Annotated in this window: 16 protein-coding genes; 7 read left to right on the forward strand and 9 right to left on the reverse strand. The window is 41.5% G+C overall.

Annotated features, from left to right (window positions below; all coding sequences use genetic code 11):
- Positions 1-312: 312 nt before the first annotated feature.
- The gene (locus tag TPSD3_RS16860) at positions 313-1,674 is read left to right on the forward strand and encodes a flavin monoamine oxidase family protein (RefSeq protein ID WP_086489772.1); all 1,362 of its coding nucleotides are present in this window, start codon (positions 313-315) and stop codon (positions 1,672-1,674) included.
- Positions 1,675-1,688: 14 nt separating this feature from the next.
- Here the strand turns inward: TPSD3_RS16860 and TPSD3_RS16865 are convergent, their stop codons facing one another.
- The 3 genes from TPSD3_RS16865 to TPSD3_RS16875 form a co-directional block, all read right to left on the reverse strand.
- On the reverse strand, positions 1,689-2,519 hold the full coding sequence (locus TPSD3_RS16865; RefSeq protein ID WP_086489722.1) for a hypothetical protein: 831 nt from the start codon (positions 2,517-2,519) through the stop codon (positions 1,689-1,691).
- The gene (locus TPSD3_RS16870) at positions 2,516-3,703 is read right to left on the reverse strand and encodes a hypothetical protein (protein WP_140048597.1); all 1,188 of its coding nucleotides are present in this window, start codon (positions 3,701-3,703) and stop codon (positions 2,516-2,518) included. The genes TPSD3_RS16865 and TPSD3_RS16870 overlap by 4 nt, the downstream gene beginning before the upstream one ends.
- A gap of 158 nt (positions 3,704-3,861) precedes the next feature.
- Positions 3,862-4,986 carry a hypothetical protein gene (locus TPSD3_RS16875; RefSeq protein ID WP_140048598.1) on the reverse strand — a complete coding sequence of 375 codons (1,125 nt, stop codon included), beginning with the start codon at positions 4,984-4,986 and terminating at the stop codon, positions 3,862-3,864.
- Positions 4,987-5,074: 88 nt separating this feature from the next.
- Here TPSD3_RS16875 and TPSD3_RS16880 point away from each other — a divergent pair, with 88 nt between their 5' ends.
- Complete coding sequence (locus TPSD3_RS16880) at positions 5,075-6,106, forward strand: IS630 family transposase (protein WP_086486662.1); 1,032 nt, start codon at positions 5,075-5,077, stop codon at positions 6,104-6,106.
- A gap of 25 nt (positions 6,107-6,131) precedes the next feature.
- On the opposite strand, the gene TPSD3_RS16885 is transcribed toward TPSD3_RS16880, so the two are convergent.
- Genes TPSD3_RS16885 through TPSD3_RS16895 form a run of 3 tightly spaced genes read right to left on the reverse strand, consistent with a single transcriptional unit; the run spans position 6,132 to position 9,597 of the window.
- The gene (locus TPSD3_RS16885) at positions 6,132-6,692 is read right to left on the reverse strand and encodes a hypothetical protein (RefSeq protein WP_086489725.1); all 561 of its coding nucleotides are present in this window, start codon (positions 6,690-6,692) and stop codon (positions 6,132-6,134) included.
- On the reverse strand, positions 6,676-7,524 hold the full coding sequence (locus TPSD3_RS16890; protein WP_086489726.1) for a TRAFAC clade GTPase domain-containing protein: 849 nt from the start codon (positions 7,522-7,524) through the stop codon (positions 6,676-6,678). The genes TPSD3_RS16885 and TPSD3_RS16890 overlap by 17 nt, the downstream gene beginning before the upstream one ends.
- 57 nt (positions 7,525-7,581) lie before the next feature.
- Complete coding sequence (locus tag TPSD3_RS16895; RefSeq protein ID WP_086489727.1) at positions 7,582-9,597, reverse strand: hypothetical protein; 2,016 nt, start codon at positions 9,595-9,597, stop codon at positions 7,582-7,584.
- Between the two features lie 253 nt (positions 9,598-9,850).
- On the opposite strand from TPSD3_RS16895, the gene TPSD3_RS17700 reads away from it, so the two are divergent.
- Positions 9,851-10,027: a hypothetical protein gene (locus tag TPSD3_RS17700; RefSeq protein WP_176329924.1), complete on the forward strand. Its 177-nt coding sequence runs from the start codon at positions 9,851-9,853 to the stop codon at positions 10,025-10,027.
- Positions 10,028-10,115: 88 nt separating this feature from the next.
- Here the strand turns inward: TPSD3_RS17700 and TPSD3_RS16900 are convergent, their stop codons facing one another.
- Positions 10,116-10,445: a DUF2845 domain-containing protein gene (locus TPSD3_RS16900; RefSeq protein WP_086489728.1), complete on the reverse strand. Its 330-nt coding sequence runs from the start codon at positions 10,443-10,445 to the stop codon at positions 10,116-10,118.
- A 393-nt stretch (positions 10,446-10,838) separates the two neighbouring features.
- Here TPSD3_RS16900 and ggt point away from each other — a divergent pair, with 393 nt between their 5' ends.
- From ggt to urtD, 4 genes are all read left to right on the forward strand, one after another.
- Positions 10,839-12,449, forward strand: coding sequence for a gamma-glutamyltransferase (gene ggt / locus TPSD3_RS16905; RefSeq protein WP_086489729.1), 1,611 nt, complete (start codon positions 10,839-10,841; stop codon positions 12,447-12,449).
- A gap of 10 nt (positions 12,450-12,459) precedes the next feature.
- Positions 12,460-13,614: a sensor histidine kinase gene (locus TPSD3_RS16910; RefSeq protein WP_086489730.1), complete on the forward strand. Its 1,155-nt coding sequence runs from the start codon at positions 12,460-12,462 to the stop codon at positions 13,612-13,614.
- Complete coding sequence (locus TPSD3_RS16915; protein ID WP_086489731.1) at positions 13,607-14,527, forward strand: AAA family ATPase; 921 nt, start codon at positions 13,607-13,609, stop codon at positions 14,525-14,527. The genes TPSD3_RS16910 and TPSD3_RS16915 overlap by 8 nt, the downstream gene beginning before the upstream one ends.
- 126 nt (positions 14,528-14,653) lie before the next feature.
- Complete coding sequence (gene urtD / locus TPSD3_RS16920) at positions 14,654-15,502, forward strand: urea ABC transporter ATP-binding protein UrtD (RefSeq protein WP_086489732.1); 849 nt, start codon at positions 14,654-14,656, stop codon at positions 15,500-15,502.
- 292 nt (positions 15,503-15,794) lie between these two features.
- On the opposite strand, the gene TPSD3_RS16925 is transcribed toward urtD, so the two are convergent.
- Complete coding sequence (locus tag TPSD3_RS16925; RefSeq protein ID WP_086489733.1) at positions 15,795-24,011, reverse strand: non-ribosomal peptide synthetase; 8,217 nt, start codon at positions 24,009-24,011, stop codon at positions 15,795-15,797.
- 20 nt (positions 24,012-24,031) lie between these two features.
- Positions 24,032-24,601 carry a dCTP deaminase gene (gene dcd / locus TPSD3_RS16930; protein WP_086489734.1) on the reverse strand — a complete coding sequence of 190 codons (570 nt, stop codon included), beginning with the start codon at positions 24,599-24,601 and terminating at the stop codon, positions 24,032-24,034.
- Positions 24,602-24,612 lie beyond the last annotated feature (11 nt).

A 24,612-nucleotide genomic window follows, 5' to 3' on the forward strand; every position in this document is an offset into this window, starting at 1 on the left:
GACGCATCGCTGCTCACAGTGAGCAATGCCAAGCGTTTGGTATTTAGGAAGAACTTTTTTCTTTAAGAAACAAGAAGATTCGGTTTATACACAGGCTCTAACAGTCACGCCTGAGATAAAGGCGGAATTGTAACGAATTCGCTGGGATGTGTCAAGAGGACGACGAACGGGCAGCAGCGGCAATCGCATTCGGTTGGTGCGCGGTGGACAGTGATTTGCATTTTTCTTATTATTTTGTCAGAATCAGAATTTCCAGAATTAATTTATTCAGGAAATCATTTAAATTTAAACCCATTAATCCCTCAGGATAATATGCAAAGACGAAAATTTATTAAAAACACATTGGTAGGATTCCCGCTAATTTTCTCACCTGCTTTATTTGCTTTAAACAGCAAAGAGATTAAACCCAATGGAAAAACAGTGGTTGTTATTGGTGCAGGTATTTCTGGCTTGGCGGCTGCAAAAAAGCTGAAAGAAAAAGGCTTTAATGTGATTGTTTTTGAAGCGCAAAATAAAGTGGGTGGACGATTGCGAACCAATAGAACTTTAGGGCTTCCTTTTGATGAAGGCGCAAGCTGGATTCACGGCACAATCGCTAATCCCATCACTAACTTGGCTCAACAAGCAGGAATGAACACGGCTTTCACCGATGATGAAAGTTTAGTTTGTTATGATATTAATGGCGTTTTAAGAAACGATACCGCTTTTAGCCATGCAGAAGCAGAATTAAAAACCATTTTAAACACCTTAAAAAACAGTGGTAGCGCAACGCAAAGTTTTGAAACCGTTTTTAATCGTGTGCATCCAACAAAAGTCAATGATCGACTTTGGAAATTTTTACTTTCAGCCTACGTTACTTTTGATTTAGGAGATTTGGATAAAGTTTCTTCAACATTATATGATGAAGGAGAGGAACTTTTAGGCGAGGAGCGAATTGCTACAAATGGTTATGATATGATTCCCAATTTTTTGGCGAATGATTTAACGATTCAATTAAATCAGCGGGTATCAAAAATTGATTATTCAGGCGCAAAAATAAAAGTGACTCATAATGATCATATCACCGAAGCGGATTATGTTGTAATAACTGTTCCTTTAGGCGTTTTAAAATCTGGAAATCTACAATTTATTCCCAATTTGCCAACAGCCAAATTAAATGCGATTCAAAAAATAGGCATGAATTGCGTCAATAAGTTTTTACTGACTTGGGATACTGGTTTTTGGGATAATGAACAATACATTTGTTACACTCCAGAGATTAAAGACAAGTTTAATTATTTTGTCAATGTAAAGAAATTTAACCCTAAGATAAATGCCTTAATGACGTTTGCTTATGCGGATTATGCAAGACAAACAGAAACCATGAGCGATACGCAAATTATCGACGAAATCATGTTGCATTTAAGAGATATTTATGGAAATCATATTCCAAATCCAACCCATTTTCTAAGAACGAAATGGCAAACCAATGAAAACTCATTTGGTGCTTATTCATTTATTCAAGTGGGTACAGAAATGCAACATTTTGCTGATTTAGCCCAAGATATAAATGACAAATTATTTTTTGCAGGCGAACATACCCATATTGATTATTTTTCAAAAGCACACGGCGCGTATTTAAGTGGGATTAGAGAAGCAAATAAAATCATGGTGGCTTTTTATTTGGGTCGTTAAGTGGTTTAAAAAATCTAACCCGCGTCACAAAACAGCGGAATTAAAGCCTCTTGTAAGGGATAATTCCCGCTGTTTTCTCGTGAGGAACTGAAAAAATATTGAATATCCTCCCAAAATCGCTCACGCTTCACCCAATCGCAATTATTATTCATGCCTTCGCTAGAGGTATAATAACGTTTTATTTCCTCAAGTAATGCTAATAAAAATCTCGCTTGTTTCTCGGTGTTTTCATTAAGAAATTTAAAAGGAGATTGCGCGATAAAACTATTTTCTCTTGGCATATTTTCAACAGAAAATTTAACCACTTGATAAGCTAAATCGCATTGGAGATCGTCTTTACATGGGTTGCCATTTCTAATCAATTCTTCATTGTTTTTGGCACGTAAAAACGAGTTAAATTGCTTGGCGGCCGCGTCGAGATATTCGGCACGTTTTAGCAAACTGTCCATTGTGACAGCGGGTTTATTAAACAATGTGTTTAATGACGGATATTCCCGATCTAAAGGCAAAGTGATTAAAGCATAAAAATTAGAACTCGCCCGATAGTTTTTAACCAGTTGCCATTTGCTTTCTAAATCGGAAGTAAATAGCTTTGTGATTTCGCTTTGACAGGTTAAATCATCACCGATCAATTTTAAACTTATTAACTCTGCGCAGAATTCATTTTCAACAGTTTGGGAGGGAGAAGTTTTCCAGATGAATCCCTGTGGAGAAACAAGCAAAAAGCCCGCAACGGCTAATAAGATAATTAAAACAACAATAATGCCAATGAGCAAGGTATTATTAGAAGATATATTGCCAGATTCTCGTGATTTGGCGTTGGGTTTAATGGGGTCTTTCATCATGATGGTTGATTCCCTTGGTTGCATGGTAAAAACTTTTCTAACTTTTCTCTAATCTTACCAACGGTTTTTTTATTTTCCTCCGCTGGTAAAACACGTTCAATTGACTCCCAAACCTTGTTGTCGTCCTTTAAAAGCGCACAACAAGAGGCGACATCTTGGCAGGGCGCATTTTGGTTCATAGGCTGCCCTGTAGCGATTTTTGAAGATTGATCTGACTGCGATTTTGACTGCGATTTGTCACCGACTAAAGGCTTTAAAACCTTAAAGAATTCATCTAAAACCGCAGCCCACTCGACATCCTCGTTGCTTAAAAATGGGGAATCAGATAGTTCACCAATCTTCTTTGCCTCTTCAGAAATTGACTTAATGGCTTCATAACGGTTGATACAATTAGTATCTGTCTGATCACACGCAGTTCCTTTGTCTATCTCTTCAAAAAACGAGTCAAAAACACCCTTTAATCCACGCAAATTATCTCGACGAGCAATTAATTCTTCCATGTCTTTTAACCCAAAAAAATAAACGCTTTGCAGCTTTTTTCTGTATTCTTTCAAATCTAAAGTGATTAAACAATAATCCGCTTCAAATTCTGAGCGGCATTTTTGGAAATCTTCCATTTTTTCTGGCAACAAAACGGCTTCGCATTGCGTCCCAGCAAAAAGCTGTTTTTGTGAATCACTCAAGCCGTTGCATACTTTTTGTGCCTCTTTTGCCAAATCAACAGGCTGTTCAATTTGATTTGATGCCTCTGGTGGATTTTCAGGAGTTTTATTTTCTGAGCTTGAGAAATAAAAAGCCAAAACAGCCACAATAAAAACTAAAACCGCAACCACACCCATAATTATTTTATTGGATGGTTTTGTCGATTTAGAAACAACGCTGTTTTTTTCAGGTAATGGAACGTGCAGTAAATCTGGGAAAATATCGACAATTTCATTTTCCCATTGCGCTATATCAGGGTGTTTAAAAACAATGCCGCGGGCTTCTTTCCAATTAACTTGTTTCACCAATTCATCAAAAGCAGTGTCTAATTTATCTTTAAGCCATTGCGCGACTTTATCCCGTTGCGCAATGGAATAATTAGCGATGGCTGCATTCACCAAAACCAGCCATTCATCTCCCTGTCTTGCACCTGTGGAGGTTTGGGTTCTTTTAACGTGTACCGCAATAAAATCTTCACCCAAAATAAAGGGCGAATCAGTCCACGCCAATTGTTGACTGGCTTGCGCTAATTTGCGTTGTAAATCAACTTCCAAAAAGGGACATTGCGGCGAAACAATAAAACGATGATTTAATTCACCCGCCCGCGGTGTTTGACCAATGAGATGAAAGGCTGTCATGATTATTGATATTTCCAATCAGGTAAAACAGGAGCTTGAGGATAACCAGTGAGTCCAAAATAGACACTAGCAGTCAGTGTGCCTTCTGTGTTGCGAAGATCAACTTTCTTGCCTGATGCTAATTCGACTGGAGTGGTTTCAAAAGTGGCACTGCCATTATTTGGTGTTGAGAACCAACCTTTGTAAGTCACTGTTATTGAAATCTCTAACTTTTTGTTAGAGGCTGCGCTAAAAGTCTGCATGGGTAGAGTAGTATTCACGTTATTTTCGGAACTAACGTCTTTTGTGACCTCTGCCTGTCCGTACATTCTAACCGCAAGTACGTTATCTCCCTCTTTTGCTCCCTGCCATTCGATACGAGTAATTTGCAGTTGCAAATTGGGAATGACTGCATTAGGGTCTATTTTAGACAGATATTCTCTGTACGCATTAACCTCACGCTGCATCGCTTTGAGTGGAGCTTCTTTCAAATAGCTATCTAAGTTTGAGAGCGTAGGATTGGGCTTGGCATTCTCATAAAGATGCTGATCTTGACGCTTGTCAACTTCCAATTTGAGTTTCTCTAACTCTGCATCAGTACCTTGGCGCAAGGAAACAGGTATATTTTGATAAGCTGACAAAATATTGTTCGCATTGTTGAACTGATCCTTTGCAAGTTCCTGATTGACTTGGTTTTTCAAAATAGAAAGTGAACGTTGCGGAAAATCCTTAATCAAGGCCACCAATTCAGCATCGGTATCATCTTTGCGTTGACCCAAAACCTGTGCGGCAACGGTTAAATTGCCTCCATTCATTGCATTGTTGTAAGAGACGAGAAACTCTTGCAAACTCTTCTGAGAAACCAGTTTCATATACTGCTCTGACATCTGATTTCTAAGTTTTTCAAATTCCGCACGCAATTCAGCATCAGAAACCAATGGAAACTTTCCTGACAAGTCGTTTAATTCGGCAAGTGATTGATTCAGTTTCTCCGCTTCATTAGCGAAAGTGGTAGCTTCTTGCTTTATTCTGGACAATGCGCTGCGATAGTCTGTGGTTTGCTGCTTGATTTTTGCCGTTAAAACCAACTCCTCCGCTGATATGCGGTATGAACCATTGGGATAACGCTGCAAATAATCACTTGCCAAGCTAACTTGTGTGCCTAATTCACCGCTGGCTTTAATATACCAATTTTTTCAGAGTCGTATAATAATACTTTTTAAATAGGAGAGAATAATGAACAAGAGATATGAAGATTTAGAAGAGTTAATGTCAACAGGTGAAGCGAGAGAAGTGAAGCGAGCGATGGCAGTAAGAATGTCTTTGCTTGGTTTTGTGCGTGCGGAAGCGGCTTTAGCGTGTTGTGTCAGTGTGCAATTTGTGGATAAATGGAAAGCCATTTATTTAGCGTCAGGGGTGGAAGGATTAAAGTTAGCGTATAAAGGCTCGCCAGGGTATTTAAAGCCGCGTGAACGAGAAGATGTGATTAATTGGATACAAGAAAAGAAGACAATAACAATAGAGGAACTAAAGAGATACTTAAAAGAGGAGTATGATGTTTTCTATTCTTCAAATACTTCTTATACTAAATTATTAGAAGAAGCGAATTTAAGTTATAAGAAGACACACAAAGAGAATTCGGCAAAAGATGAGGTAAAAGTAGAAGCTAAAAAAAAAGAGATTAAGGATTTAATAGATAAGGAGCGTGAACAGATAGAAAGTGGAGAGGTAATGTACTGGATGCAAGACGAAAGCCATCAGTTGTGGGGAGATATTTGTGGTTATGTTTGGTCGAAAAAAGGAGAAAGAACGTCAATAAAGATGAGTAATTATCGCACTTCTCAAACGTGGTATGGAGCGGTGAATATTTATACGGGAGAATTTATTTTAGATAGGGCAAAGAAAGCTGATACAAAATATACGATAGACTTTATTAACTGGCTCATTTACAGATATAAAGAAGCCCGTCATGTGATTATTTGGGATGGTGCAAGTTATCATCGTTCTGAAGGTTTAAGAACTTATTTAGAGAAATTAAATGGGGGACTTCCAGAATCAGAATGGAAAGTTCGTTTATTAAGATTTGCGCCCAATGCCCCAGAGCAAAATCCAGTCGAGGATATTTGGCTTCAAGGTAAGAATTGGGTCAGAAAGAATTTTCATCGTCTATCAAGCTTTAAAGAAGTCACTAGTATGTTTGAGACCTTTTTGTCAGGTAAAGTGTTTAAGTTTAATAAAATTAAACAGTATCTTATACCTAATATCTAGCTAGATATTAGAACTTAATTTGTTTTTATATCTCACATAATTTTGGTATAGTTTGCCACAATTGCTCTTCACGATCACGTCGCAATTTATGCAACATTTCTTTGGCATTTTCCCGATCAAAAGTTAGGCGAGACAAGCTATGGCGAAAACGCGGTGAATTGACATAATTCTCTAGCCAAATTTCAGCCGAATCGAGTGCCGTTTGCTCAATTTTTGGATTTTCAAGATTGCTCAAGTGTTGACGCAATTGAAAATGGTCTAAAACGCTTTCGGCAATTAATCCCACTAAGGCCAAAGAGAAAAAACCAACAACAGAACCAATCATGAGTTTTTTCTGGCAATTTTTCCCGATCTGCATAATTTCTTGAGCATAAGGGGATTCTTGGGGAAAACGAAGCAACAATTCTTGGCTTTTTCCCATGCACGAAAAAACATCTTTTTTGGCAGTTTCTTGAAACCGCGCAAAATCAACTTCATCACAACGCTGTGCCAACCAAACAAATGGCTCTTCTAATCCAAAAGATTGCAAAGGAATGCGGACTTGAGGACATTCAACTTGATGGCCGTCTTTATCGGTACTTGCCACTTGACTGCTGCCAAAAGCACTGATTAGGAAAAAGCTCAAAATTACCCTGAGACATCACGTTGCAAAGGGTATCATATAAACCCTTGTGGGCAGGATTTTTCTGATCTCCAATAAACTCATCCAATAACTTTTTTTGCACTGGAAAATTAAAGCGATTTTTAGGGATTTTAACAGGACGAGTTAAGTCAATATTAGGATTGGAAGATCGAAAAGAAGGCACGGGACAACTGGGCAGTGGTTTAAAGTCAGGAGACCAGCGATCCCATTTATTGACCACCATCGCCACGGGCATGTCAAAATTAGCTCCCTCCTGCTTGTGGCTGCGCACTTGGGCAAATACTCTGGATAGCCCATAAATGTTGTGATAAGTTTGTTCATTATCACGTGAATTAGCTTGCCGATTAGGGGCTTCTGCTAAAATCAAAATTCCGTCCAATTCAGAGAAAATTTTACGCAAATTTTGCGCGATTTGGCTTTCATCTACGCGGGTGTTTAATAACTCTCCCGAATAATCAAAAATATCAATACGAAAAGTGCGGCCTTCAGGCGTGCCAAATTCATACTCGAAAATAAATTGATCACTAATTGCCGTAGGCGGGGGAACTTCTCCCTTAGTGATCTGCGTAATTGCCGCCTCCAACCATTGTTTGCCCGCTTTTAAGCGATTGGAATGCTCGCTGTTATCCAATTCACCCATAGGCAGCCAAAGCGCACTTAGACCGCTTGGACTGGGACGGCGCGGCATTCCCAATGCAGTTAAAATGCAGCTTTTGCCTGAGCCTGAATAACCAAACAAGCCAATTTTGTAAATTTTACGCTTAGTCTTTTCCATTACAATATGCCTTAATTAACCATAAATAATAAAAATGACATCTATCCCAAAAAAGATTTAGAATAAATGCGCCTTACTGTTAGTAAACCACCAAACCGAATTATTTTTCTTAACCAATAAATCGGCTGCTTTGGAGGAGTCAAGTGCCTGCTGTCTTTGTTCAGACAATTGAGTAAAGATGGCTCTACCTTTGTCATCAATCCGATGCTCAAGTTGAGAATAACAATCACTATTTGCAACGACTGGATTAGAATAGGCTAAAAAAGAACAGGCTAAAATCAGCGCACCTGCTTTAGCAAATGAGGAATTAATACTTACCGTTGCTTTTTCATCCTTGCGCATAAATAAATCTACCTTACCTTTTTCAATCATCTGAAATGTCCCTTGATTCAGCAAAAACGCATCAGAAGATGTCGATAAAATTCCAGCGAGAGGAAGGGAGGCATTAATGTCTGGATTGGGTTTCATTTGAGTTTTCATAATATCTGAAAAATGAGATAAACGGATGCCTTGCGATAATTGAGCTTTAGAACGTTCCATAATTTCAGAAAGGAAAATATCTGCCCCCTCTTCAAAAAGATCAATTTCTTTAACCGCTTTTCCAGCCACTGAAGGCATTTTTTTCATGAGTTTCCCCATTTGTTTATTAATTGCTTTTTTAGTTTGGGTCTTTGCAACTTGTTTTACGCCCGCAGACAATGCTTTAGAAACTACCCCTGAACCCGGTATGGGTACAACAGTAAAGATTACATCCGTTGCTACCAATAAGGCTTCCACGCCAGAAACATGTCTACCTTGTGCAGTTCTTACCACAGTTGCGAACGTACCGCCTCTATCCTGCCGACAAAGTTCAGCATTCAATCTGTCACGATCATTTTCTTTTAACCAATCATTAAGAAGAGAATCCACTCGACTTTCATCGCTATTTAACTTATGAATCGCAGAAGTTTCTGTACAATAGTCAAGGTTTTTTTCTAAGAAGCGATTAAACGACGGATTTTTACCCAAATTCACCAGTGGATATAAAATTTCATTTTTCTCTAATAACGCTTTTTCAATGCGATTTAATACCGCTGGTGGATAATGTTCTTTAAACAATAATTCAGCGGGCGTATAGCCAGTGACTTGTAAAGACCATAACCACGCTTTTAAAAACTGTTCCCCTTCTGGAATAGTGGCGACTTTCCAAAAATGAGCATCACTGGCATATAACACCAATGAAAACCCCGTTTCTTCCGAAGCCCGCAATAAACGCGGCCAGAAATAATCTCTAAAATTATCTCTAAATGATTCATCTTCAATCAAAAATGTGCGAATCTTTGCCCCTTCTTGCAACAAAAATTGATACTGATTTATTAATTCATCAGAATCATCACTTCTTAATGCCGTTTCTAGCACATCTCTTAACCATTTTTCATAAATAACAATGGCTTCTTTATCTCTAGGATTATCTCTAGGAAAAATAAATAGCGTTTCCGAATGCAATAAATGCTTTTCTTGTAAGCGACAAATTAAATCTGAATTGCGCGACAAGGCCTGTGCCAATGCAGTGGCATCTCGTCTATTGCTGTGAAACATAAATAAACTGGTAAAATGTGCATAACAATCTTTATGATAATCCACTAATTTGATAAACTCTGTCAGATCGCTATCCAGATTAATCATTAAGGCGGCCATTTCTGGATTTTTCTCCAGAAAAGACATTAACGCAGAAGAGACTTTTAAAGATTTTAACTGGAACAATAGATCATCCAAAAAACCTTTTTCAGTCAAATACAACAAACTAAACCATTCTTGATTTAATGCCAAAACAGCAGAGGCGGCTTGTTTTGTCCAACCTGCTTTGATCAATTGATCTTGCCAATGGGTCAATTGTTGAGAAAAATGGTCGGAACTGCTGACAGTCTCAGCTTGAGGCGAGTTTGCTTGAGAGGAAAGATCCGGCGATGAATCAGCCGTAAGAGAATTTGGCGAAGAATTTAGGACAGAATGCGTCGGCTCTCGCGTCCCATAGACAACAATCACCACTGCCAATAACACAAAAAGCCCAAATGCGGTGTAGATAACTTTCATGATGTATTCCTCAGTAAAAACTACGCCATTATAAATTGAATTTCGCCCTCTGTCGCATTATTTTTTATACAAATTAAGGTCTGGATCATCATTTAATCGCCGTTAAAGTAGTCGATAATGACGGCTTATAAAGTTTGGAGGTGAAGGGGAGGTTCGGAGAAATAGGGAGCGGAGACTCTTATTTTACTTTTATGATTTAAAGTAAAATAAGATAGTTTATATTTTACTTTCAAAAAAAATACAGGAAAAGTTGATGAATATTAAAGATTTTATTGCAGGACAGTGGAGAGCAGGTTATCAGTATCAGTATTTTTTACCGACTTCAATTAACCAAGAATTTTACTGGACAGATTCCAAACTAAACTCTCTTTTATCTCGTTCCTACATGCTACACAGGAATGCAGCCCAAATGCGCCGCGTCACGAATTAACTTAATGTGGCACATCGTGGCTGCATTCCTACAAACTTGTGGAGACAAGATAAAGTATTTTTCAGTTAGATACCGCACCGTACCGTTTTTATGTCTTATTGTCCCAACCAACAACATATCCATCTTCCAGTATAATACGGAGCGCATATCTTCCGCGACCTGTTTTATTGTATTTCCATGTTTCTTTTGTCTTTGTTTTCATGACTTTTTTATCAATATCCAATGGTTTACCTAAGGAATCTATTAACTGTTCAGTGGTTTGACCTTGCCAAAACATTTTCTTCATAATCATATCGACAATTTCTACATTACCATACTTCAAAAGTAGTGCTTCCCGACGTTTTTCGTTCAAGTACTGCGAGTACCGTGATAAAGCAAACCAAACGATTCCAATGATAACTAAAACAAAAAACTCCATGATTTGTTCCTTGAAAAGCTTTCTAAGGCGACTCTAAGCCTTGGTTGCAGCAACCTATCAGCACCAAGCATTCCACCCTGATACTCTGTGATACTAAAGATAAATCAGGCAAGTTTGACCTGATACTCTTTACCCTAATAACTTGATATTAAACAAGTAATCACGTATCCTTATCAGGATACTTCTTGTATGCTATCACTGTATTTATACGATGTCAACAACCCGATCAGGCAAAACCCGACTGACTAAAACCTGCGATTTAATGCAGCGTTTGCACTATTCCATTCATACCGAATTAGGCTATTATTCATTCTCAAAATTCCTGAAACTGAACAATGGCCGTTTCCTCATTTCCATATCACCTAATTCGCCACAAAAAAGGAAAACCCAATCATGTCCTATTTTCAATCTCGTCGATCTGCGGTATTGGCGCGGCGGGGAGCGGTGGCGACCAGCCAACCACTTGCAGCACAAGCGGGCTTACAAATGCTGATGGCAGGGGGAAATGCTGTAGATGCGGCTGTGGCCGCCGCCGCGACGTTGGCAGTGGTTGAACCCATGTCAACAGGCTTGGGAGGGGACTTGTTTTGTCTGATTTGGGACGCAAAAACTAAACAAGTCTATGCACTAAATAGCAGTGGCCGTGCGCCTGCCCATGCCGATCCAGAAGCAATGCGACGCAAAGGCTACCAAAAAATGCCCTTGTCAGGTGCAGATGTCGCCTGCTCTGTCACGGTACCGGGAACAGTCGCGGGCTGGGAAGCCGCATTGCGTCGTCATGGGCGCATGAGCTTTAAAGAGGTCTTACAACCTGCGATAATGTATGCCGAAACAGGCTTTCCCGTATCCGAATTAATCGCCACCATGTGGCAAGAAGCCGAAAGTAAATTGACCGCTTCGGTATCAGGACAGGAGTTATTGTACAACGGACGTGCGCCACGTTATGGTGATGTTGTTGTACTTTCAACACTGGCCAAAAGCCTGCGCCAACTCTATGAAGGGGGCGCGGCCGCTTTTTATGAAGGCGAATTAGCGAGACAAGTGGCTGATTATGTACAAAAAAATGGCGGTTGGCTCACAGTTGACGATCTGCGCCAACATCAAGCCACGTGGGAAACACCGCTTAATATAGATTATCGCGGTACCACAGTATGGCAATGTCCACCGAATGGACAAGGTTTAACTGTACTTTCTGCGTTAAATTTATTACAACAATTTGATGTAAAAGATTTTCCTGCGCAAACTTCGGCGCGTTATCATTTATTAATTGAAATCATGCGGTTAGCTTTTGCCGATGGTTTGCATTATATTACTGATCCGCGCACTGATCCCGTGCCAGTGGCTGCTTTGTTAGACAAAACGTATGCTAAAAATCGCGCTGCCTTGATCCATCCTGATCACGCGCTACAGAATGTCAGCTACGGCATTATTCCACCGTCGAGTGATACGATTTATGTCAGTGCAGTGGACAGCGAAGGTCATGCTTGCTCATTAATTAATAGTACATTTCAAAGTTTTGGCAGTGGTTTAGTCGTACCAAAGACAGGAATTAGCTTACAAAATCGGGGCGCAGGATTTAACTTAATTGAGGGTCATCCACGCTGTTTAGCCCCAGAAAAACGCCCTTATCACACCATTATTCCGGGAATGGCCACGAAAAATGGGGAATTTTACCTTAGTTTTGGCGTAATGGGCGCGTTTCAACAGCCACAAGGACAGTTGCAAGTGCTAAATCACTTGTTAGATGAAAAAATGGACATACAAGCGGCCTTAGATGCGCTACGATTTGGGATTGATTTAGAGACAAATGTAATCCGTTTAGAGGCTGGTGTGCCACAAGAAATTGTGGATGGATTACAAAAAAGAGGGCATTGTGTGACTATTTTAGATGGTTGGCAACGTATGGAATTGGGCGGCGGACAAGCCATTATCCGCGATCCAGAAACTGGAGTATTGTTTGCGGGGTCTGAACCGCGCAAAGATGGCGCAGCCGTTGGCTTTTAAGGACTCATTTATGCGTACTCTTGAAGTTGTGCAAACTGGCACATTACTCATTGTGGATGATGTGCCGAATAATTTGCGTTTATTGTTTGATTATTTAAAACATTACCATTTTAAATTAAGAATTGCCCGCGATGGAGAAGACGCATTGCGACAAGTGGCATTAGCTCCGCCTGATTTGATTTTATTAGATGTGATGATGCCTGTTTTAGATGGTTTTGAAACCTGTCGCCGTTTAAAAGCCGATGAAAAAACCGCCCATATTCCTGTTATTTTCATGACCGCTTTAAATGATACGGTAGATAAAATAAAAGGTTTTGAATTAGGCGCGGTGGATTATATCACTAAGCCATTTCATCCCGAAGAAGTATTAATGCGCATTAATACGCATTTAACCTTGCAAAAATTGCAACGGGTATTGTTGCAAAAAAATCGACAATTGCAACAACAAAATGAAGAATTAGAAGCCTTTGCCCATACGGTGGCGCATGATTTAAAAAATCCATTGAGCAGTATTGTTAATTTTATTGGCGTACTTTCTGAGGATTATTTAGAACAATTTGATGGGCAAACCTTGCAATTATTAAAGATGATTGAGCAAGAAAGTTTGCGCAGTTTTGACATTATTGATGCGCTGTTATTATTAGCCAGTACGCGCCGACGCGATATTGAAATGAATTTGCTCAATATGTCTAGCATTATGCGTCGAGTGCAGCAACATTTAGCCCCAATGATTGCCGAATATCACGCCCATATTATTTATCCCAATGAATGGCCATTAAGTAAAGGATTTGCCCCTTGGGTTGAGGAAATTTGGACAAATTATATGAGTAATGCCATTAAATATGGTGGACGGCCGCCCATCGTTGAGATTGGAGCTGAAGCCCAGCCGGACAAAAATCGAGCGTATTTTTGGGTGAAAGACAATGGTGAAGGATTAAACATGGCCGCCCAGCAAAAATTGTTTACTCCCTTCACGCGCATTGGTCAATCAGGGATTGAAGGTCATGGCTTAGGCCTATCTATTGTACAACGTATAGTAGAACGATTTGGCGGTGAAGTGGGCGTGATCAGCACACCGGGCGAGGGCAGTACTTTTTTCTTTACTTTACCGATCCGTGATTCGGTTTCTTTAGAATCAGGCGAAATGGACGCATTAAATGAATAGCACACATCCTATTTTAGAAAAATTAATTCAACAAATAACGAGCGTTATTTTAGGTAAAGAACAACAAATTCGTTTGGTGTTGACTTGTTTATTAGCGCGAGGTCATGTATTAATTGAAGACTTACCGGGGGTGGGAAAAACCACATTGGCTCATGCGCTGGCAAAAGCAATGGGCGTGAGTTTTCAACGCATTCAATTTACCAGTGATTTATTGCCTGCGGACATTATTGGGGTTTCTATTTTTGATAAAAATTCGGCTGAATTTAAATTTCACATTGGCCCGATTTTCGCGCAAATGGTACTCGCTGATGAAGTGAATCGTGCGACACCGAAAACCCAAAGCGCGTTATTAGAAGCGATGGAAGAACATCAAGTGACGGTGGATGGTGTTAGTCATGTCTTACCTTCGCCTTTTTTTGTATTAGCTACGCAAAATCCATTGCACCAAATTGGTACATTTCCTTTGCCTGAATCGCAATTAGATCGCTTTATGATGTGCTTGGCTTTGGGTTATCCCGATGCGCGCACCGAGCGGGATTTATTGCGCGGACAGGATCGGCGGGATTTAATTGAAAAAATACAACCTGTGATTGCCTTAGACGAATTTGTGGCATTGCAAAAAAACGTGCCACAAATTCACGTGTCAGATGCCACTTTAGATTACATTCAGGCTTTATTGGCATACAGTCGTGAATCACCGCGTTATCGTTATGGGCTTTCTCCGCGGGCGGGTTTGGCTTTGTTGCACAGTGGCCAAGCGTGGGCTTTGCTGCATGGACGTGATTATGTTTTACCAGAAGACATACAAACTATTTTGCCCGGTGTGGTGACACATCGTCTGGTCAGTTCGTTAGAACTACGTGAGGGACAATCTATTGTTGATCCGTTATTAACAGAAGTGGCGATTCCTTGATTTGGGATACATAATAACGTATTTTAAGTAATGCGAATGACCACGGTGAGCGCGTCAAAATGATTGGATTAGCTCAGGCAATCGCTTAAAATAGGTGCTAATTCATTTTAAAAACAGGAAATAAAAATGACTCATTGGTTAATGCGTACTCGTGAATTTTGGCGACGAGATCAGGTATTTGATTTTATGTTGCCTCCGTTGCAATCTCGTGAATTAGATTTATCCCACGGAATTGTTTTATATTTGGAAAATGTCACTGTTAGTTTTGACGGATTTAAGGCGTTAAATAATTTAAATTTATATGTGAATAGCGGAGAATTGCGCTGCATTATTGGGGCAAATGGTGCGGGTAAAACGACGATGATGGATGTCATCACAGGGAAAACACGACCAGATACAGGATCGGTTTTTTTCGGGCAACGCATTGATTTAACAAAGTATAATGAGTCAGAAATTGCTGCTGCGGGAATTGGGCGCAAATTTCAAAAACCTACGGTATTTGAAAATCACACGGTATTAGAAAATTTAGAGTTGGCTTTGCAAGCGAATAAAACCACTTTTGCCACTTTATTTGCTCGCCTTAATGCAGAACAACGGGATCGTATTGATGAGGTATTAAAAATTATTGGTTTAACCGACCAAGTGTACTTGCGAGCAGGACTGTTATCGCATGGACAAAAACAATGGTTAGAAATCGGTATGTTGTTGGTGCAAAATCCTTATTTATTATTAGTGGATGAACCCGTTGCTGGCATGACGCAACAGGAAATTGAACGGACTGCGGAGTTATTGTTGTCGCTGGCTGAAAAACACTCAGTTGTAGTTGTAGAACACGACATGGTTTTTGTGCGCTCAATCGCGCGCACCGTTACAGTGCTACATGAAGGCAGTGTGTTGGCAGAGGGGAAAATGGATGAAATTCAAAATAATCCTAAAGTCATTGAAGTGTATTTGGGTTCAGAACTCACTGCATAACTCTCTGTCATCTTTTTGGTAGTCCACTCTAACGAAAATAATGTTGATTCTTGCAAGTCGTTTATTTTAAGTCAGTTTTTTATTTCTTAATTCTGAAAATCCTAAAATTCTGTAAATTCTGATTCAGACAGAAAAATTTTATAAATGGCTTAATTTTGGTATACTTGGTTATTTGTTAGGTAAAATGGATGATACTTTACTGAGACTCGACGTGGCACGTCGTCGCGGCGTTCCCACAAACTGGTGGGAACGAGACAAACAAAAAGCGATGTTACTTTTTAATGCGTTGCTCTTAGTTTCTATCCCCTCTCCGCTCCATTTCTCGCATCATCGCTTGGGCTAATTCGTCTAAATGCGGTTGCTCAAATAAACTCAAATGAAAACCTGAAATTAAACACACTTCGCTGCCTTTTTCTCCTAATGCGGCGTAATCTGGTGCGTGTTCGGGTAAAATTTCTTCTGACAAAAAGAAAGTGATTTGTCCCGGATAAGGCGTAATGCGATAAGCTGAACGTGCCGCTTCAAAACGTCGAATAAACGCGATAATTTTTAATTCTTGCGGCAATTTTTGTTCTGCTTTATTTTTCCCCATGAATCGCTGAGAGAGTTTAATTAATAAACGCTTCATAATCAGGCTAAAATTAAAGCGCGTGCGTAATTTATGCAGCCCATAGCGTAACAGGCCAAAACGTTTCACATTCGCCGCATGTCGCGCCCAACGCCGTTGTCGCCATTTAAAGAAATCAATCACGCCAAAAAACGCAATCGGCTCTCCCAATTCGCTCAAATGATGCACCACCGCCATCGCAATGCGCGCATCGCCACAATATGCCCCAATAAAATAAGGCCCTGTGGCTTGAATTTGCTTCATTTCTTTGACAAAACGCTGGGCAACGACCTGCATGGTTAATTCATCTTCAGGCATATCTTGAAAGGCAAAAATATTTAAACCATAAAACGGTTGTTCACTGCCCATTGCATTAGACAAAGCCCGCGCATAATGCGGCGCACTGAGAAAAAATAACGGGGGATTCTTACCCGACGTTTGCACCGCTTGAATTGCGGTTAATTCCTGTTTAGATTCTCCACCCATTGCTGCGGCTAATCCTGCAATAGTTGGCGTTTGAAATAATAAACTGAGTGAGGCTTTTTGTCCTGTTTGCTTTTCAATATGCGACATTAAGCGCAATGCCAACATGGAATGTCCACCCAAATCAAAAAAGTTATCATGAACGCCAATTGCATCTCGATTTAACACTTTAGACCACGCGGCCGCCAATTGTTTTTCTAACAACGTGCGCGGCGCAACAACTTCTGATTTAACAAGGGATAACACGGGATCGGGTAAAGCAGCACGGTTTACTTTTCCATTGGCATTTAAGGGCAAACGCGCTAAAGAAACATAAGCCACAGGAATCATATAATCAGGTAATTGCAAGCGTAATTGTCGCGTTAATTCCGCCTCATCTAACGACTGTCCTGATTGCGGCACGAGATAAGCGACTAATTGCCGCTCTTCACTGCCTTGAATTAAGCGATAATCCACCACGATTTCTTCAATATCATTGCGCATGCGCAAACGGCTTTCAATTTCGCCCAATTCCACCCGAAAACCACGAATTTTAACTTGATTGTCAATACGCCCTAAAAACAGCACACGGCCATCCGCGAGATAATAACCCGCATCACCGGTGCGATAAAGGCGATCTTCTCGCGTTTTTTCCTCACTGCGAAATGGATTCAATAAGAAACGTTGCGCCGTTTGCTCTTCGTCTAAATAACCCAGACTTAAATAGGGCGAACGAATATAAATTTCCCCGCGTTCTCCCACGCCTGCTAATTGTCCATTCGCTGTTAAAATTAATAATTGCACGCCATCAATACCATAACCCAAAGGCGCGTTTTCATACTCTGCATTATCTAAATGATAAAGGCTCATTAATTGCGGCGTTTCCGTTGCACCATAACCGTTAAAACACTGCGCATTCGGCGCGATTTGACGAAATTGATTGAGCGCATGACGACTCAAACGATCCCCGCCAAAAACCACGTGTTTTAAAGAGATTAAAGGCGTTGTTGCGGTCAAACTCAATACATCAGCCATAGCAGGCGTTAAATGACTGACCGTAATGTGATGAGAATGAATCCAATTTGCCAACGGTTCTAATTGCGCTAATTCATCAGGATATGGAATATAAACACAAGCCCCACAATAATAAGCCGTAAACATATCGCGCAATAAGGGATCATGTGCCAATCCCGATATTAAACTAAATCGATCATCGGCATTAAAACCAAAACTTTTCACATACCAATCAAAGAAATGCGATAACGGATAATGCGCGCCTAAAATGGCTTTAGGTTCTCCCGTCGATCCCGTGGTAAAAGCGACATAAGCCACATCATGCGCTTTGGCTTTAGGCGAAATCGCTAATAAATCGTTTTCTGTGATGCTAATAGAGGCGTTTAATAAATCGGGTAATTGATAAATAGAAACGGATAAGTTTTTTAATTCAACGGGACAATCTGGCGTTAAAAGAAGCAGCGAATGAATTCGTGCGGTTTTAGCGAATTGTGCCAAGCGTTGTGGTGGATAATGGGGATTTAAAATGGTAAAAGCTGCGCCACAATGCCAAATTCCCAACAGCGCGGCGACAAACCACGGACTGCGATCCCCGTAAACTGCAACCACCTCATTTTGTGCCACGCCTGCCTGCCGCAAAGCCGCAGCGAGACGGCAAACATTGCCCCACAAGGTGCGATAATCCCACGTTTCGCCTAAGCCCACTAAAGCAAAATGTGCTGGAGATTGCGCGGCTTGCGTCGCCAATTGATCCAACACCGTGGGCAAATACACGCATGGCAACGGCATTCGCGGGTCAGGTAAACGGGCGTGTGGCGTGCGCAAACTGTATTCATGTAAACGCGCTTCTGGATGAGCCACCACTTGCGTCAATAAATGGTGATACTGTTGCAAGAATTCGACAATACGAGTGGCTTCGTACAAATCAGGATTATAAACCAATCGCAATTCAATCCCATTAACCGTTTCTTTGACATATAAAGTAATGTCGAATTTAGACAAAGTATTAGCGGTGGGAATGTATTCAATTTGCACATCGGCACTGTCAAAATGTGCCGCTTCCAAATTCAACATATTAAACCAAATTTGAAAAATGGGCGTATAGCTTAAATTCCGTTGAGGTTGCAACACTTCGACGATTTTCTCAAAAGGCACTTCCTCATGGTTATAGGCTTCGATGGCTAATTGTTGTACTTTTTGTAAAACTTGAGTAAAAGTCAACTGATCCGCGCTACAATCTGGCACAATACTGTCCAGCGGCGTACGTAGTGCAATAGTGTCAATAAAAAAGCCGACCAATTTTTCCAATTGCGGGTGTGAACGCCCAGCCGACGGCATCCCGATGACCAAATCACTTTGTCCGCTATAACGGTATAACAATACTTGAAACGCACTAAACAGCGTCATAAACAAAGTGACACCCGCTTGACGACTGCTTTGTTGTAGCGCATTGCTCAAGGTTTTAGGTAAAACAAGTTGTTCTTCTGTCCCGTGATAAGTTTGAATCGCAGGGCGTGGGCGATCTGTGGGTAGGGTAGATAAAATAGGCGCATTAGCCAATTGCCGCTGCCAATAAGCTAATTTTTGATCTAAAACTTCGCCTTGCAAATAAGCCCGCTGCCATAAAGTATAATCGGCATAATCAATAGTTAATTCAGGTAAATCAATGGCTTTCCCTTGACGCAACGCGCCATAACATTGAAACAATTCATGACACAATAAACGAATTGACCAGCCATCAGAAATAATATGGTGCATGGTCAACAATAATTGATGCCGTTCATCCGCCAATTGCACCCAATGTAAATATAATAACGGGGGCGCATTTAAATGAAATAAATGTTCAGCCGCTTGATGCTTTAATGTGTCTAAAATAGAATCCACATTTTTTTCTAATCGCAAATCACTATAATCAAAAGAACATTGACGACAATGCGGATCAATAAATTGATAAGGCATTTGTTCGGCATCGGTGCGAAATGCGGTGCGTAAAATCGCATGGCGTTGCAATAAAGTATTTAAGCTGCTTTGTAAATCATAACGGTCTAAATGGCCGTGAATATCTAATAACACATGAATGTTATAAGCGGCGGTTTGTCCTTCTAATTGTTCCAAAAACCATAAGCGTTGTTGGGCAAAAGAAAGTGGAATTTTATCAATAGCTTGTTCGCGTTTCTCAATAAGTTGTCGTGCGGTGTCATTGTTTAATGTGCGGCATTTTTCGGCTAATTTGGCAATGGTTGGATTTTCAAATAACACCCGTTGCGGCAAGTTAATGCCCAAGGTTTTGTGCAAACGGAACATGATTTGTGTGGCTAATAAAGAATGGCCACCCAATTCAAAAAAGTTATCATGAATGCCTAAGCCATAAGTGTCTAAAATAGTTTCCCAAATTTGCGCAATTTGTTGTTCTAATTCATCGCGGGCGTACATTTTTTGTCCGCGTTGCGATTGACTTAACCAACGGCTTAATTGGGCGCGATCAATGTGCTGATCGGGTTCTAATAAGGGCAAACGCTCAAAATGACGAATATCACAGGAAGTATTTTGTCCAAATGGGTCTGGAATCATTAACTTAGCGGCATATTGTCGCAAGGCGGATAATTTGACTTGTCCCGATACAGCCGCGGTCAAATGCAGTACAGATTCAGCAGGATGTTGTACATGTTGCCGTAACCAAGCGTTATAACCGTCTAAACCCACCGTTAAATAGGGCTGATCGTGTAACAAACCGATGCGCAAAGAAGTCAAGCCTTGCGTCGTACTTAATGTGTGATAGCCTCGCGCACGCGACACTTCCCGCAATTGATAAGCGCGATCCTGCCCGACTTCTTCCCAAATACTCCAACCAAAACAATAACTTTTGCGATTTTTTTGGCGTTGATATTGGGCGAAATGGTCTAAAAAGCCATTCGCCGCCGCATACGCACCCATGTTGTACGTGCCTAAGACGCTGGAAACAGAGGAAAAATGAATAAAAATAGCCTCTGGCCGCGTTTGTAATAACTGATCTAACACCCATGTGCCTTGTACTTTGGGGCGTAGCATCGCGGCTAAAGTGTCAGACGTTTCCTCCGTGATCAAGGCTTGATGTGTGACACGCGCCAAATGAATCACGCCTGCCAGTGGCGTTTGCCAGTGTTGTTCTAAGTCATTGATAGTATGGTTTAATTTTTCAAAATCCGTGATGTCTGCGGCTAAATAACGAATTTCTCCGGCCAACGCTTCCAAGTCTTGTAATAAGGCCAGTTTTTTTCCAACGGGTTGATTTTGTTCAATAATCCCTTGCCATTCCGCTCGCGGTGGTAATGCGGTGCGCCCGATTAAGAGTAATCGTGCTTTGTAATCCATTAATAATAAGCGCGCCAAAGCCACGCCAATATCGCCCAAACCGCCGCTGATCAGGTAAAAACCACCAGAGACCAATGGCATGGTTTTCTTGGTTTCCTGATTTAAATCAACCGCTTGCAAACGAGACACATAACGGATTCCCTTACGCCACACCAGTCGTACATCAAGGCTGTGGTGTTGAATTTCTTGTTGTAAGGCGTGTAAATTTCCTGTTAAATCAGCAGGTAACAAATCGAGATGCCGCGCTTGGATTCTCGGTTGTTCATGGTTGACCGTTTTTAGCCACGCATCCAACATGCCGCGTTGCGGGGCAGATAACAGATCATCAGGTAGCACGGATTCGCTGTAACTGCTATAACAAATCAGTTGTAAAGTTTGATCAGAATCGGGATTCTGCGCTAACCATTGTTTTACGCCATGTAGTAAGCTATTCAAGCCCAGTGCTTGCACCTTGTGCCAATCGTCGCTGTTTTGAATGACGGGAGCTTGTTCTGTGTATTGCCAACCGTGGAGCCAATACGTGTGCAGGATTGATGAGGGAATGTGGGCAAATAACTGGTGATAATCCGCGACATTATCGGGATTAATACGGTAATAATTCTCGGCGAGAATTTGAAAAGATTCACCTTTTTCTACTTGAATGATTAGCGCATTATTATCACAAGTTTTAATAAAAGATTGCGCTAAACCGCACTCGTCATTAAAGCATAAATAAAGCGTTTTCTCTGCGGCGATGGGTTCAATTTTTTGCGCCGATGGCAATTGATACGCCTGCCAATTCAGCCGATAAAACCACGCGGGCAAAGTCTGTTCATTGGCTAACCATAAGTCAACTTGTTTCACTAAGGCATTAAATTCGCCATTTTCAAAGCGTTGTTTTAATGGATTGCGTTGTAATTTGCCAATAGAACTTTTTGGAATATCGCTTTTAGCCACAGGTAACACATAAGCGGGCATCACGCCTAATTTGCGCACCAATTGCCCTTGAATACGACGGATAACATCGGCTTGTGTTTCACCGTGGTGGCGGGTGTGGAAAAAAATCAGTAAATCATCGGTATTGCTTTCTTGGCGACGAATCGCGCAGGCAACGGTAAAACTGGCTTCTACGCCTTCGACGGTTTCTACAATGGCTTCAATCTCATGGCTATAATGGTTTAAGCCATTGATAATAATCATTTCTTTTTGGCGGCCGGTGATGGTCAGTCGCCCTTGATGTACCACACCCAAATCACCTGTATCAAACCAGCCATCTTGTGCCAGCACTTGGGCGGTTAATTCTGGGTTTTCGTAGTAACCTACGGTGATCATTGGCCCTTTAATTTGTAATAGCCCTATTGTACCTTGTGGTACAACATGCCCTTCTTGATCCAGTAAACGTAATGCAAAATTCGGCACGGGCTGTCCCACTTCGACATAAGGCGTATCGGGAGAAGCCAAACGTTGTAGGTAATCATGAGAAAATACGACAGCCGCCCCCGTTTCTGACATACCCCAAGCGGCTTGCATCACTTTGGGATTGAAGCCGTGTTGGCTCAGTAAACGCGCAAAAGCTTGGGCGGTTTGTGGTACAATCGGCTCGGCTACACTCAATAACGACTTGACACAACGCAAATCCCAATGACCGCGCTTAATCGCTTCGGCGCGTTCGTTGATTAAACCGAGCGCAAAATTCGGAGCCCACGCATAAGTGACACGATAACGATCAATCCAGTCTAACCAAATCAAAGGGTTATGCAAAAATAATTCGGTGGGCGCGTGAATTTGTTGGCTGCCCACATACACATCTCGAATACAACAACGCACCAAACTGCCCACGTGATCCAAATGTAACCAGTTTAAACTGATCTCTTCTGCGGTAAAACGATTGTGCGCGGCAGAGCTGGCCACGTTATTGATCAAAGTCGAATGGGTCAACATCACGCCTTTGGGTTGTCCTGTTGATCCTGATGTAAACAAAAGAATGGCCACATCATGCGGATCAGCGTGATGCCAATGGTGATCGGGATCGCCTTGTGTCAGGTCTTCTACGCTTAAAATACGGGGCGGCGTGTCGAAAATGGTTAATTTTTGTAAGTCATTGAGTAATCCACGACGTGTCACAATAAGCGGCCGCGCCAGCCGTTGCCAAATGTTGCCTAACAGTTGCACGGGCGCACTGTCCGCTTCGTATAACGGTGGCACGTGCGTGGGAACGGGAATAAATCCCCCCGCTAAACAGCCCCAAAATATCGGAATGAAATCCGCATTGTGATCCAATTGTAAGATAATTTTGTCGCCAGTCTGACAACCCTGCTCACGTAATCGCGCCAAGACCATCGCCGCCCGCTCCGCGAGTTCGGCATAACTTTGCCATTCTTCTCGCCCATCAAGGTGCAAATAACGCACGCCTTGCGCATACGATTGTTGTGCGGTGTATTTTAAAACTTGCGGCAAAGTCAGCGGACGATCCGCAGGTAAAGGAATGTTTACCCCTTCTAAATACGACAAAGCGTGTTCACTTTGTGCTTCTTGCGAAGTACGTTGAGCGAGTTGGGGCGAGATAACAATGGAATGGTGCGGCGTTCGATCCTCATCTAACACATCGCTTAAATGCCACCGTGCCTGCTGTTTCACCTGTTCATGTGCGACAACGGTCAAGGGTTCAGGCGCGGCCAGCGGACGCAAGGCGTGTGTCCATTGCTGGCATAAGTCCTCGTCTTCTAAATAAGGCAGTTGTTTTAAGGCTTCTGTATCCACATCACCTTGTGCCGTGCGCGGCAATGCGGTGACGGGTAAAAAATGTACCCGTTGCCAAAAATTTTCCCAATCTATTGATAATTCTGGAAAAAATGCAGTAAGTCGCGTCTGAAGTTGGGTGCGGAGGCGTTGGGTATCGAGTGGGCTTTGTGTACTGACGAGGGCGAGACGTAAATGCGGAAGTTCGGACGTTGTTGGGGTTATTTGTACTGCAAATGCCTCACGAATGTGATTTTCATTGAATAGCGCGCCTTCAATTTGTCGTATAAAAGAAGGGGTTAATTCTGGGAGATAAGCAGTATGGGTTAAATCGTTGGCATTCGTGAGATGTGTCATTGTATTATTTCCAGTAGAGATCAGGCTTTAGGTAAGGTGACACCGCGTTGCCCTTGATATTTGCCGCTGCGGTCGCGGTAAGAGGTTTCACAAACCTGCTCCGCGCCGAGAAACAGCAGTTGTGCCACGCCTTCATGGGCATAGATTTTAGCAGGTAATGGGGTGGTGTTAGAAAATTCTAAAGTAATATGCCCTTCCCATTCAGGCTCTAGCGGCGTAACGTTGACGATAATACCGCAACGCGCATAAGTCGATTTTCCCAGACAAATCACTAATACATCACGCGGAATGCGCAAGTATTCCACACTACGCGCTAAAGCAAAAGAGTTGGGTGGAATAATACACATATCATCAATTCTATCGACAAAATTACCCGCTTCAAATTGTTTGGGATCGACGATGGTCGAATTAATATTGGTGAATATTTTAAATTCGTTGGCACAACGCACGTCGTAACCATAACTAGAAGTGCCGTAGGAGATAACGGGTTGTTGTTGGGTATTTTGTTTAATTTGGTGTTCGGCAAAGGGTTCTATCATGCCGTGTTGGGTGGCCATGTGCCGAATCCAACGATCTGATTTTATGCTCATGATGGGAATGG

Origin of the sequence: Thioflexithrix psekupsensis (genome assembly GCF_002149925.1) — a bacterium.
GTDB lineage: Bacteria > Pseudomonadota > Gammaproteobacteria > Beggiatoales > Beggiatoaceae > Thioflexithrix > Thioflexithrix psekupsensis.

What these genes read in the sequence shown, in the direction of transcription:
- urtD (WP_086489732.1), top strand. Translation starts at nt 14,654, where the DNA reads ATGACTCATTGGTTAATGCGTACTCGTGAATTTTGGCGACGAGATCAG.
- TPSD3_RS16895 (WP_086489727.1), bottom strand. Translation starts at nt 9,597, where the DNA reads ATGAAAGTTATCTACACCGCATTTGGGCTTTTTGTGTTATTGGCAGTG.
- TPSD3_RS16865 (WP_086489722.1), bottom strand. Translation starts at nt 2,519, where the DNA reads ATGATGAAAGACCCCATTAAACCCAACGCCAAATCACGAGAATCTGGC.
- ggt (WP_086489729.1), top strand. Translation starts at nt 10,839, where the DNA reads ATGTCCTATTTTCAATCTCGTCGATCTGCGGTATTGGCGCGGCGGGGA.
- TPSD3_RS16915 (WP_086489731.1), top strand. Translation starts at nt 13,607, where the DNA reads ATGAATAGCACACATCCTATTTTAGAAAAATTAATTCAACAAATAACG.
- dcd (WP_086489734.1), bottom strand. Translation starts at nt 24,601, where the DNA reads ATGAGCATAAAATCAGATCGTTGGATTCGGCACATGGCCACCCAACAC.
- TPSD3_RS16910 (WP_086489730.1), top strand. Translation starts at nt 12,460, where the DNA reads ATGCGTACTCTTGAAGTTGTGCAAACTGGCACATTACTCATTGTGGAT.
- TPSD3_RS16925 (WP_086489733.1), bottom strand. Translation starts at nt 24,011, where the DNA reads ATGACACATCTCACGAATGCCAACGATTTAACCCATACTGCTTATCTC.
- TPSD3_RS16860 (WP_086489772.1), top strand. Translation starts at nt 313, where the DNA reads ATGCAAAGACGAAAATTTATTAAAAACACATTGGTAGGATTCCCGCTA.
- TPSD3_RS16890 (WP_086489726.1), bottom strand. Translation starts at nt 7,524, where the DNA reads ATGGAAAAGACTAAGCGTAAAATTTACAAAATTGGCTTGTTTGGTTAT.
- TPSD3_RS16900 (WP_086489728.1), bottom strand. Translation starts at nt 10,445, where the DNA reads ATGGAGTTTTTTGTTTTAGTTATCATTGGAATCGTTTGGTTTGCTTTA.
- TPSD3_RS17700 (WP_176329924.1), top strand. Translation starts at nt 9,851, where the DNA reads ATGAATATTAAAGATTTTATTGCAGGACAGTGGAGAGCAGGTTATCAG.
- TPSD3_RS16880 (WP_086486662.1), top strand. Translation starts at nt 5,075, where the DNA reads ATGAACAAGAGATATGAAGATTTAGAAGAGTTAATGTCAACAGGTGAA.